Here is an 11494-nt window from a genome sequence, read left to right as displayed (position 1 = left end):
GGCAGCACCACCGCGGAGCGCCGGCCGGCCGACGCCGGTGCGCCGACAGGTGAGGCCATGGTCGTCGTCGAGGACCTGCACCGGCGCTACGGCAGCGACGCCGGCGCCGTACACGCCCTGCGCGGGGTGTGCTGCCGGGTCCCGCGCGGCGAACTGGTGGCGCTGCGCGGCCGCTCCGGTTCCGGCAAGACCACGCTGCTCAACCTCATCGGCGGCCTGGACACCCCGGACTCCGGCCGGATCACCGTCGACGGGACGCCGCTCGCCGGTCTCGGCGAGAGCGAACTGCTGCGGATGCGGCGCGACCGCATAGGTTTCGTGTTCCAGTCCTTCGGGCTGATACCGATACTCAGCGCCGCGGAGAACGTCGGAGTGCCGCTGCGGCTGCGCAAGGTTCCCCCGCGCGAGCGCGAAGAGCGCGTCGCACTGCTGCTGTCCCTGGTGGGCCTCGCCGATCACGTCGAGCAGCGCCCCGGCGAACTGTCCGGCGGCCAGCAGCAGCGCGTCGCCATAGCCCGCGCGCTCGCCAATCGCCCCTCCCTGCTGCTCGCCGACGAACCGACCGGCCAACTGGACGCCGACACCGGTATGGAGGTGATGGAGCTTTTGCGCGCCGTCGTCCGCAGCGAGGCCGTGACCGCCCTCGTGGCCACCCACGACCCCAACCTGCTCAGACTCGCCGACCGCGTACTGGAACTGAACGACGGTCTGATCACGGAACAGCCGGCGAGCTGATCCCCGCCGGGGCGGCGCCTGCTGAAGGGGCCTTCACTCCCGATGCGGCTGTGGCAATCTGCCGCAATGACTGAGAATGCTCTGCCTTCGCGCTCTCTCGGGAGTCTTGAGGTCTCCGCGCTCGGCTTCGGCGCGATGGTGCTGTCCCCCGGGATGTACGGCGAGATCGACGACGAGCGTGCCGAGCGGGCCCTGCACGCCGCGCTCGACGCCGGAGCCACGTTCTTCGACACATCCGACGGCTACGGGGAGGAGGCGCACAACGAGCGCCTGATCGGCAAGGCGTTGCGCGGGCGGCGCGACGAGATCGTGATCGCGACCAAGTTCGGCTTCCGGATCCCCGAGGGCGCCGAGGCGCACCGCTTTCCCGTCGGGTTCGCCTTCGGGGAACTGGCGGTCAACGCGGATCCGAAGTACGTGCGCGGTTATGCGGAGGCCAGCCTCCGTGCGCTGGGGACCGACCGGATCGATCTGTACTACCCGCACTTTCCGGATCCGCAGGTGCCGCTCGCGGAGACCGTCGGGGCGGTCGCCGAGCTGATCGGGGCGGGGCTGGTGCGCCGGCTCGGGCTGTCCAATGTGACGGCGGAACAACTACGGGCCGCGCACGCGGTGCACCCGGTGGCCGCCGTGCAGACCGAATGGTCGATGTGGCGGCCGGTGGACGAGGAACTGCTCGCGGCCGCACGGGAGTTGGGTGTCGGGGTGGTGGCCTGGTCGCCGCTGGGCGCCGGGTTCCTGACCGGTCAGGTCGGCGAGGTGAAGGAGGGGGACTTCCGGCAGAACATGCCGCGCTTCGACGCGGCGAACCAGCAGAGGAACCAGGACCGGTTCGCGCCGGTGCGCGGGATCGCCGAGGAACTGGGCATCGCGCCGGCCCAGCTCGCCCTGGCGTGGCTGCTGCACCAGGATCCGCAGGTCGTACCGATCCCGGGAAGCCGCACGCCGGCGCACATCGAGGAGAACCTGGCCGCGGCACGGATCACGCTGCCGCAGGAGGTACTCGACCGGCTGGCGGCGATCCTGAAGGAGACCCGGATCGAGGGCGCCACCCTGCTCTGAGACCGCACCTGCCGCTGGTCACCGGCGGTCCCGGTCATCCGGGACCCCGGTCGCGCACGGCCCTCGGTCACCCGTCGCCCCGGGACCCCGGTCGCGCACGGCCCTCGGTCACCCGTCGCCCCGGGGCCGCGGTCGCCCACGGCTCTCGGTCACCCGCCACTGGCGGGCCGGCGGCTCCCCTGGTCACCAGACGTCGCCGTCGCGCCAGTCGCAGGTGAGGTCGGCGTCCAGGTCGAGGGGAGCGGCGGGGGTGGGGAGGACGTAGAGGCAGCCGTCCTCCTCGGCGGTGCGCCGGGTGCCGTTCGGGGTGAAGGCCCAGGAGGGGCCGCGCCAGAGCTGCCAGCCGCGGGCCGCGTAGAAGGTGGCGGCCTCGTCGGAGGCGCCGAGTGCCCCGAGGTCGTAGCCGCCGCGGATCACCGGCTCCAGCGCGCCCATCAGGGCCGCGCCGTGGCCCCGGCCGCGCCGGTCCGCGCGTACGCCCACGCCCTCCACGTAACCGCAGCGCAGCGCCCGGCCGCGGTGCAGCAGACGGCGCTGGACCACGGACGCGTGCCCCACGAGTTCACCGTCCTCGTGGACGAGGGCGTGCAGACCCCCGAGGGCGTGCTCCCAGTCCTCGGCGGTCATGTCGTCGAAGACATCGTGGAGAAGGGCACGGGCCGCCGTGCGGGTGGCGGGGTCGAGGTCGGCGGTGTGGAGGAGGCGTACGCCCGCCGGGCGGGGCATCGCCGGTGCTGTCGGATGAGCCTCGGTCATATGGGGCATGGTGGCAGCCGCACCGGCACGGGGCGATGCCATTTTTCCGGCCATCCGGCCATCCGGCCCGGGGGCGGCCACCCGTATGCCGCACTGCCGTTACGGGTGGTGTCGGCGGCTCAGCCCGCTCCCGCCCGGCCGGGTCCGGGCGGGTCCGGCCGGGCCCGTGCGGCCCCTGAGCGCCGTCGCGCCGCCCCGTCCGGGCCCCGTATCAGAGTCGCGTCAAGACCGGGCCCGAAGTCGTCACCTGAGGCTTTTGTCCCCTTGAGCGGTCGGTAGGGTCGCAGCAGGTCCAGCCCGGTGGGGGCGGCCTTCACGTAAGACAATGGGGCCATGGCACGCGGCAAGCTACGGATATATCTCGGCGCGGCACCGGGCGTCGGCAAGACGTACGCGATGCTGTCCGAGGCGCACCGGCGCGTGGAGCGGGGAACGGACGCCGTGGTGGCGTTCGTCGAGCACCACGGCAGGCCCCGCACCGAGGTCATGCTGCACGGCCTGGAGCAGATCCAGCGGCGGGAGCTGGACTACCGCGGCACCCGGTTCACCGAAATGGACGTGGACGCCGTCCTGGCACGCAAACCGGCCGTCGCGCTGGTCGACGAGCTGGCCCACACCAACGTGCCCGGTTCGCGCCACGAGAAGCGCTGGCAGGACATCGAGGTGCTGCTGGAGGCCGGGATCCATGTGATCTCGACGGTGAACATCCAGCATCTGGAGTCGCTCGGGGACGTCGTCGAGTCGATAACGGGTGTGCGGCAGCGCGAGACCGTGCCCGACGAGGTCGTCCGCAGGGCCGACCAGATCGAGCTGGTCGACATGTCGCCACAGGCGATCCGCCGGCGGATGGCGCACGGCAACATCTACCAGTCCGACAAGGTGGACGCCGCCCTCTCCAACTACTTCCGGCCGGGCAACCTCACCGCGCTGCGCGAACTGGCGCTGCTCTGGGTCGCCGACCGCGTCGACGAGTATCTGCAGGAGTACCGCGCGGAGCATTCGATCCGCTCGACCTGGCAGGCGCGCGAACGCATCGTCGTCGGGCTGACCGGCGGGCCGGAGGGCCGTACGCTCATCCGCCGCGCGGCCCGGATGGCGGCCAAGGGCTCGGGCAGCGAGGTGCTCGCCGTCTACATAGCGCGCAGCGACGGGCTGACCTCGGCCTCACCGAAGGAACTCGCCGTCCAGCGGACCCTGGTGGAGGATCTGGGCGGGACGTTCCACCACGTCATCGGGGACGACATACCGAGTGCGCTGCTGGAGTTCGCCCGCGGGGTGAACGCCACCCAGATCGTGCTGGGGTCCAGCCGCCGCAAGACCTGGCAGTACGTCTTCGGACCGGGCGTGGGCGCGACGGTGGCCCGCGACTCCGGGCCCGACCTCGACGTGCACATCGTCACGCACGAGGAGGTCGCCAAGGGCCGGGGGCTGCCGGTGACCCGCGGTGCACGGCTCGGCCGGGCCCGGATCATCGCCGGCTGGCTCGTCGGGGTGGCCGGCCCCGCGCTGCTGTCGCTGCTGCTGACCGGCATCGAGAACGGTCCCGGGCTGGCCAATGACGTGCTGCTCTTCCTGTTCCTGACCGTCGTCGCGGCGCTGCTCGGCGGGCGGCTCCCGGCGCTCGCGTCGGCCGCCGTCGGCTCGCTGCTGCTGAACTTCTACTTCACGCCGCCGACCCACACCCTCACGGTCAGCGACCCGAAGAACATCGTCGCGATCGTGATCTTCTTCGCGGTGGCGGTGTCCGTCGCCTCGGTGGTGGACCTCGCCGCCCGCCGCACGCACCAGGCCGCCAGGCTGCGCGCGGAGTCGGAGATCCTCTCCTTCCTGGCGGGCAGCGTGCTGCGCGGCGAGACGACGCTGACCGCGCTGCTGGAGCGGGTGCGGGAGACCTTCGGCATGGACACCGTGGCACTGCTGGAGCGCAGCAGCGACGTCGACCCGTGGACCTGCGCGGGCCGGGTCGGCGGCCTGAACGAGTCCCGTCCGCTGCTGCGCCCCGAGGACGCGGACGTCGACATGCCGGTGGGCGACCACATGGCGCTGGCGCTGACCGGGCGGGTGCTGCCCGCCGAGGACCGCAGGGTACTGGCCGCGTTCGCCGCCCAGGCGGCCGTCGTGCTGGACCGGCAGCGGCTGGTCGGCGAGGCGGAACGGGCCCGGGAGCTGGCCGAGGGCAACCGCATCAGGACGGCACTGCTGGCCGCGGTCAGCCACGATCTGCGCACCCCGCTGGCGAGCATCAAGGCGTCCGTCACCTCCCTGCGTTCCGACGACGTCGCCTGGTCCCCGGAGGACGAGGCGGAGCTGCTGGCCGGCATCGAGGCGGGCGCGGACCGGCTGGACCACCTGGTCGGCAACCTGCTGGACATGTCCCGGCTGCAGACCGGCACGGTCACCCCGCTGATCCGCGAGATCGACCTCGACGAGGTGGTGCCGATGGCGCTGGGCGGCGTACCGGAGGACAGCGTCACCCTCGACATCCCCGAGGAGCTGCCGATGGTCGCGGTCGATCCGGGGCTGCTGGAACGTTCGGTCGCCAACCTCGTCGAGAACGCCGTGAAGTACAGCCCGGACGGCGAGGGGGTGCTGGTCGCGGCCAGCGCGCTCGGCGACCGGGTGGAACTGCGGATCGCCGACCGCGGCCCGGGCGTCCCCGACAGTGCCAAGGACCGGATCTTCGAGCCGTTCCAGCGCTACGGAGATGTGCCGCGCGGCGCCGGCGTCGGCCTGGGCCTGGCCGTGGCGCGCGGTTTCGCGGAGGCGATGGGCGGCACGCTCGCCGCCGAGGACACCCCCGGAGGCGGCATGACCATGGTCCTCACCCTCCGGGCCGCGGCCGGCCGGACCCCGGTGCGGCCCGACCTGCCGGCCCAGGCCACGACATGAGCCGGCCCGTACGGACCGCACTCACCCCACGCCCCGCGGGCCCGGCCCGCCGGGACACGACACCACGAGGAGAACGCCAGTGAACCGGGTGCTTGTGGTCGATGACGAGCCGCAGATCGTCCGCGCCCTCGTGATCAACCTGAAAGCCCGCAAGTACGAGGTCGACGCGGCCCCCGACGGGGCCACCGCCCTCAAGCTCGCCGCGGCCCGCCACCCCGATGTGGTCGTCCTCGACCTCGGCCTGCCCGACATGGACGGCGTCGAGGTGATCAGGGGGCTGCGGGGCTGGACGCGGGTGCCGATCCTGGTGCTCTCCGCGCGGCAGACCTCCGACGAGAAGGTGGAGGCGCTGGACGCCGGGGCGGACGACTACGTCACCAAGCCGTTCGGGATGGACGAGCTGCTGGCCCGGCTGCGGGCGGCGGTGCGCCGTGCCGAGCCGACCGGGCCGGCTGACGACGAGGTGATCGTGGAGACCGAGGGCTTCACCGTCGACCTCGCCGCCAAGAAGGTCAACCGCGGCGGCCGGGACATCCGGCTCACCCCGACCGAGTGGCACCTGCTGGAGGTCCTGGTCCGCAACGCCGGCCGGCTGGTCAGCCAGAAGCAGCTCCTCCAGGAGGTCTGGGGGCCCTCGTACGGCACCGAGACCAACTACCTGCGGGTCTACATGGCCCAGCTCCGCCGCAAACTGGAGAGCGACCCCTCCCACCCGAAGCACTTCATCACCGAGCCGGGGATGGGGTACCGCTTCGAGCAGTGAGGCGGCGGGGCGGTGCGGGCGGCGGACCGGGACGGACCGTTTCGGGCCGTGGCGTCCCGAAAGGCGGCGCCCGCGGGGTTGTCAGCCGCGTACGAAGTCCCTGTGGACGCCGTGATTGCGCGGCCCGGCCACCGGTACGCTGGGTTCATGAGTGCTGGTACCCGACCCGAGAAGCCGGCCGGTCGCTTCCGCCGGATGCTCGACAGGCTGTCCTCCTCCGAGGAGGAGTTGCAGTCCGCCGAGCTGCAGCAGGATGCGCAGAACGCGGGGTGCACCCGCATCTGCGACTGCGACGACCGCCAGATAGTGAAGGTCACCGGCACCCTGCGGCACGTCACGCTGCGGCCCCGCGCCGGTGTGCCCGCGCTCGAGGCGGAGCTGTTCGACGGCTCCGCGGCGCTCGACGTGGTGTGGCTCGGCCGCCGCTCCATCGTCGGGATCGAGCCGGGCCGTAAGCTCATCGCCTCGGGCCGGGTCTCCCTGAGCCACGGACGCCGGGTGCTCTTCAATCCGAAGTACGAACTCCGACCGCTCGGACAGGAGTAGCCGGTGACGTCTCACGACCGACCGACCACTGACGCAGAAGGCCCGCACCGACCGGCCGCTGCCGCAGACCCCGCGCCGGGGCCCGGCGCCGACGGCAGACAGGTGACCGAGGCCGCGCTCTTCGAGGCGTTCGGCGGCGTCCGCGGCATGGTGGAGACCGTGGTCCCCGGCCTGCTGTTCGTGGCGATCTTCACGGTCAACAAGGACCTGCACGTCTCGGCGATCGCCGCGCTGGCGGTCTCGCTGGTGCTGACCGCCGTCCGGCTGATCCGCAAGGACACCGTCAAGCACGCCTTCAGCGGCGTCTTCGGGGTGGCCTTCGGCGTGGTCTTCGCGATGATGACCGGCAACGCCAAGGACTTCTACCTGCCGGGCATGCTCTACACCCTCGGCCTCGCGGTGGCGTACCTCGTCACCACGCTCGCCGGTGTCCCGCTGATCGGGCTGATCCTGGGGCCGGTGTTCAAGGAGAACCTCTCCTGGCGCACCCGCAACCCGGGCCGCAAGAAGGCGTACGCCAAGGCCAGCCTGGCCTGGGGGCTGATCCTGCTCGCCAAGTGCGCGATCCTCTTCCCCCTGTACTGGTGGGCGGACACCACCCAGCTCGGCTGGGTGCTGATCGCGCTGAAGATCCCGCCGTTCCTGCTCGCGGTCTACCTCACCTGGGTCTTCCTGGTGAAGGCGCCGCCGCCGATCGACGTCTTCGCCGAGATGGAGGCGAAGGAGAAGGCCGAGGAGGAGGCGCAGGAGCGCCGCCGCATCGAGCGCGAGGCACTCGACCGGGTCACCGACGACCTCTACGGGGACGTGGTGGCCGAGGCCGCCGCGGAGCGCCCGCAGGGGCCGCGCCACCGCCGCTGAGGCAGCCGCGGCGGACGTACCGACACCGACGCGCCGGGGCCCGGGAACCGTACGGTTCCCGGGCCCCGGCGCGTGCTCGGCGTCAGTCCGGCGTCACGACTCCTCGCGCCGCACCGACAGCAGGTCCTCGAGCTGCTCCTCGCGCGACTGCGCCGCGACGAACAGCAGCTCGTCGCCGGCCTCCAGCACGTCGTCCTTGCTGGGCGTGAGCACCCGCGTGCCGCGGATGATGGTGACCAGCGAGGTGTCCTCGGGCCATGCCACGTCCCCGACCCGGGTGCCGGCCAGTGCGGCCTCGGGCGGCAGCGTCAGCTCGACGAGGTTGGCGTCGCCGTGGCTGAAGCGCAGCAGCCGTACCAGGTCGCCGACGCTCACCGCTTCTTCGACCAGCGCCGACATCAGACGCGGCGTCGACACCGCGACGTCCACGCCCCACGCCTCGTTGAACAGCCACTCGTTCTTCGGGTTGTTGACCCGGGCGACCACCCGGGGCACCCCGTACTCGGTCTTGGCGAGCAGCGAGACGACCAGGTTGACCTTGTCGTCGCCGGTCGCCGCGATCACGACGTTGCAGCGCTGCAGCGCCGCCTCGTCGAGCGAGGTGATCTCACAGGCGTCGGCCAGCAGCCACTCCGCCAGCGGCACCCGCTCGACCGAGATGGCGGTCGGCGCCTTGTCGATGAGCAGGATCTCGTGACCGTTTTCGAGGAGTTCGCCGGCGATGGAACGACCCACCGCGCCGGCACCCGCAATCGCGACCCTCATGCGTGCGCCTCCTCGGGACCCGTGGCGAATGCCGCTTCGACCTTCTCGACCTCATCGGTGCGCATCATGACGTGCACCAGGTCGCCTTCCTGCAGCACCGTCTGCGAGGTCGGCAGCATCGCCTCACCCAGCCGGGTGAGGAACGCGACGCGGACGCCGGTCTCCTCCTGCAGCTTGCTGATCTTGTGCCCGACCCAGGCGGGGGAGGTGTGCACCTCGGCGAGCTGAACGGCACCGCTCGGGTCCCGCCACAGCGGCTCGGCGCCCGACGGCAGCAGCCGGCGCAGCATCTGGTCGGCCGTCCAGCGGACGGTGGCGACGGTGGGGATGCCCAGGCGCTGGTAGACCTCGGCACGGCGCGGGTCGTAGATGCGGGCCGCGACGTTCTCGACGCCGAACATCTCGCGGGCCACCCGGGCGGCGATGATGTTGGAGTTGTCACCGCTGGAGACGGCCGCGAAGGCACCCGCCTCCTCGATGCCCGCCTCGCGCAGGGTGTCCTGGTCGAAGCCGACGCCGGTCACCCGGCGCCCGCCGAACGAGGAGCCGAGGCGACGGAACGCGGTCGGGTCCTGGTCGATCACCGCGATGGTGTGACCCTGGCTCTCCAGGGTCTGCGCGAGCGCGGAGCCCACCCGCCCGCACCCCATGATGACGATGTGCATGCTGATTACCCCGTGCCCTGTACTAGCGCGCTGACCTGCACAAACACCCTGCTCACTACTTTCTTCTCCCAGTACCGGCGACACGAAGCCCGAGCTCGCGACACGGACCGGGCGCGGCAGCGGGAGCGCTGGGCGCACCGTGGTCCGGTACAACCGTAGCCGTAATGCCGCGTGCCGTAGGGGGCGCGGTAGGCGCTGATCGGATGCGGCCCGACCCGGCCGCACGACGGCTTCGCACGCCGGGCTGCGCCGTGGGACGCCCGTAAGGCACGCTACGAGGTGTGCCCAACCTGCCTCTCCAGCCTCAACAGGGCTATTCCGCACCGCACATGGTGGTCTGTGGCGACGATGCGCTCGCGCACCGGCTCGCCGCCGAGCTCCGGGACGTCTACGGCGAACGGGTGACGCTGGTCGTCCCCTCCGCCCGGGAGCCGCACCGCCCCCGGATCCCCCCGCCGTCCCGCGCCCTCGACCGGGCCACCGCTCTGCTCGGCAGGGTCTCGGCGGCGATGACGCGCACCGGGCCGCTGCCGTCCGAGGCGCCCGCCGACGGCACCGGCGAGGTCCCGGAGGAGACCGTACGGATCCTGGAGTCGGCGCAGCCGGACGACGTGGCGCTGAGCGAGGCGGGCGTCGCCGGGGCGGAGGCCCTGGCCCTGGTCTATGACGACGACGAACTCAACATCCACGCGGCGCTGCGGGCCCGCCGGCTCAACCCCCGGCTGCGGCTGGTCATCCGCCTCTACAACCGCAAACTGGGCCAGCACCTGGAGGAGTTGCTGGACCAGGCCGCGGCGGTCGCGGCGCAGGGCGCCGGGGAGGCCGACGGCGCGTCGGACGACGTCGATTCCGGAATCGACGCCTCCACGACCGTGCTGTCCGACGCGGACACCGTCGCCCCCGCCCTGGCGGCCACCGCGGTCGCCGGCACCAGCAAGGTCATCGAGGCGGACGGGCTGCTGCTGCGAGCCGTGGAGCGCACCCCGGTGCCCCCGGGCCGGCCGGGCGATCCCGGTCTGTGCACCCTCGCGCTGCTCTCCGCCTCCGCCAGCGACCCCGCGGCCGCCGGGCACCCGGCCGACGCGCCGCGGCCGGCAGCCGGCGACGAGGGGCCGGTCCTGCTGCCGGACGACGCCGCGGCGGCGGAGGCCGTCGGCTGCGGCACCGTCGTGCTGGAGACCGTCTCCTACACGGGGCGGCCGGTGCGCCGCCGCGGGCTGCGCGGCCGGGGCGCGCCGCTCGCCTCGCTCTTCTCCCGGCGGCTGCGCTGGTCGCTGGCCGGCGTCGTCGGTGCGGTGCTGGCGCTGGCCGTCGCCTCCTGGATCACCATCGGCGAGAACCCGGTGCACGCCGCCTACCTCACGCTGCTGGACCTTTTCGCGATCAACGATCCGGCGATCGACGCGCCGCTGCCCCGCAAGATCCTCCAGCTGCTGTCCGGGCTGACCGGGCTGTTGCTGCTGCCGGTGCTGGTCGCGGCGGCGTTCGAGGGGCTGGGCACCTTCCGCAGTGCCTCGGCGCTGCGGCGGCCGCCGCGCGGGCTGTCGGGGCACGTGGTGCTGCTCGGCCTCGGCAAGGTCGGCACCCGGGTCCTGGCCCGGCTGCACGAGATGGGCATCCCCGTCGTGTGCATCGAGGCGGACCCGGAGGCGCGGGGCATCGCGCTCGCCCGGCGGCTGCGGGTGCCGACCGTCCTGGGGGACGTCACACAGGAAGGGGTCCTGGAGGCCGCGATGATCGAGCGGGCGGCCGGCCTGCTCGCCCTGACCAGCGAGGACACCACCAACCTGGAGGCCGCGCTCTACGCCCGCTCGGTCAAGCCGCAGCTGCGGGTCACGCTCCGGCTGTTCGACGACCGGTTCGCCACCGCCGTGTACCGAACCCTGCGCGCCGCGCACCCGCGGGCGCTGACCCGCAGCCGCAGCACCTCGTTCCTGGCCGCGCCCGCCTTCGCCGGCGCGATGATGGGCCGGCAGATCCTCGGCGCCATTCCCGTCGAGCGGCGGGTGCTGCTGGTCGCCCGGGTCGAGGTCCGCGGCCACGCCGCACTGGAGGGCCGTACGGTCGGCGAGGTGCTGCGCCCCGGCTGGCTGCGGGTGCTGGCGGTGGACACCTCCGCGCCCGACGACCCGGAACCGGCCACCGCGGCCGCCCCGCCGCCGGACCAGGAACGCGAACCGGCCCACCTCGTGCACGAACTGGGCAACGACTACGTCCTGCGGCCCCAGGACCGGGTGCTGCTGGTCGCCACCCGCCAGGCGCTGGGTGAGCTGCACTCCCGGCGCTCGCGGCCGGCCGGCGCCGGGGCGCGCCGGTGAGGACGTGACGAACACCACGCCGGGCCACCGAAGCCCCGGCGTACGGGGTGCGCACGAGGTGCGGATTCTGTAAAGGCCCCGGGCTGAGCTGGGTTCACGGGCAGGTCGGCGGCGTGCTGCCCGCCGGACCGCCC

The 11494-nt window shown here is 72.8% G+C and carries 10 protein-coding genes; 7 read left to right on the top strand and 3 right to left on the bottom strand.

The genetic code is table 11. The annotated features are described in order from the left end of the window. Nucleotides 1-57: 57 nt before the first annotated feature. Together OO62_RS11950 and OO62_RS11945 are read left to right on the top strand one after the other, a co-directional pair. Complete coding sequence (locus tag OO62_RS11950; protein ID WP_099871622.1) at nt 58-735, top strand: ABC transporter ATP-binding protein; 678 nt, start codon at nt 58-60, stop codon at nt 733-735. A 66-nt stretch (nt 736-801) separates the two neighbouring features. Next, nucleotides 802-1797 (top strand): aldo/keto reductase, encoded by a 996-nt coding sequence (locus OO62_RS11945; RefSeq protein ID WP_033267317.1) that lies wholly within the window; start codon nt 802-804, stop codon nt 1795-1797. A gap of 183 nt (nt 1798-1980) precedes the next feature. On the opposite strand, the gene OO62_RS11940 is transcribed toward OO62_RS11945, so the two are convergent. Further along, a complete protein-coding gene (locus OO62_RS11940) occupies nt 1981-2553 on the bottom strand; it encodes a GNAT family N-acetyltransferase (RefSeq protein WP_033267316.1) in 573 nt (190 codons plus the stop codon). 333 nt (nt 2554-2886) lie between these two features. On the opposite strand from OO62_RS11940, the gene OO62_RS11935 reads away from it, so the two are divergent. From OO62_RS11935 to OO62_RS11920, 4 genes are all read left to right on the top strand, one after another. After that, nucleotides 2887-5442, top strand: a complete 2556-nt coding sequence (locus tag OO62_RS11935) for a sensor histidine kinase (RefSeq protein WP_033267315.1) — start codon at nt 2887-2889, stop codon at nt 5440-5442. Nucleotides 5443-5521: 79 nt separating this feature from the next. After that, on the top strand, nt 5522-6205 hold the full coding sequence (locus OO62_RS11930) for a response regulator (protein ID WP_033267314.1): 684 nt from the start codon (nt 5522-5524) through the stop codon (nt 6203-6205). A 147-nt stretch (nt 6206-6352) separates the two neighbouring features. Next, a complete protein-coding gene (locus OO62_RS11925; protein ID WP_180290177.1) occupies nt 6353-6751 on the top strand; it encodes an OB-fold nucleic acid binding domain-containing protein in 399 nt (132 codons plus the stop codon). A 3-nt stretch (nt 6752-6754) separates the two neighbouring features. Continuing rightward, nucleotides 6755-7612, top strand: a complete 858-nt coding sequence (locus OO62_RS11920) for a DUF3159 domain-containing protein (protein WP_033267312.1) — start codon at nt 6755-6757, stop codon at nt 7610-7612. A 93-nt stretch (nt 7613-7705) separates the two neighbouring features. Here the strand turns inward: OO62_RS11920 and OO62_RS11915 are convergent, their stop codons facing one another. Further along, nucleotides 7706-8377: a potassium channel family protein gene (locus tag OO62_RS11915; protein ID WP_033267311.1), complete on the bottom strand. Its 672-nt coding sequence runs from the start codon at nt 8375-8377 to the stop codon at nt 7706-7708. Next, on the bottom strand, nt 8374-9042 hold the full coding sequence (locus OO62_RS11910; RefSeq protein ID WP_033267310.1) for a potassium channel family protein: 669 nt from the start codon (nt 9040-9042) through the stop codon (nt 8374-8376). The genes OO62_RS11915 and OO62_RS11910 overlap by 4 nt, the downstream gene beginning before the upstream one ends. 329 nt (nt 9043-9371) lie before the next feature. On the opposite strand from OO62_RS11910, the gene OO62_RS11905 reads away from it, so the two are divergent. Then, complete coding sequence (locus OO62_RS11905; RefSeq protein ID WP_033267309.1) at nt 9372-11360, top strand: NAD(P)-binding protein; 1989 nt, start codon at nt 9372-9374, stop codon at nt 11358-11360. The last annotated feature ends 134 nt before the right edge of the window (nt 11361-11494 follow it).

Source organism: Streptomyces lydicus (assembly GCF_000717345.1).
GTDB classification, from domain to species: Bacteria; Actinomycetota; Actinomycetes; order Streptomycetales; family Streptomycetaceae; genus Streptomyces; species Streptomyces lydicus.
Note: the sequence above shows the minus strand (reverse complement) of the source record. Positions and strands in the feature narration are given on the sequence as shown.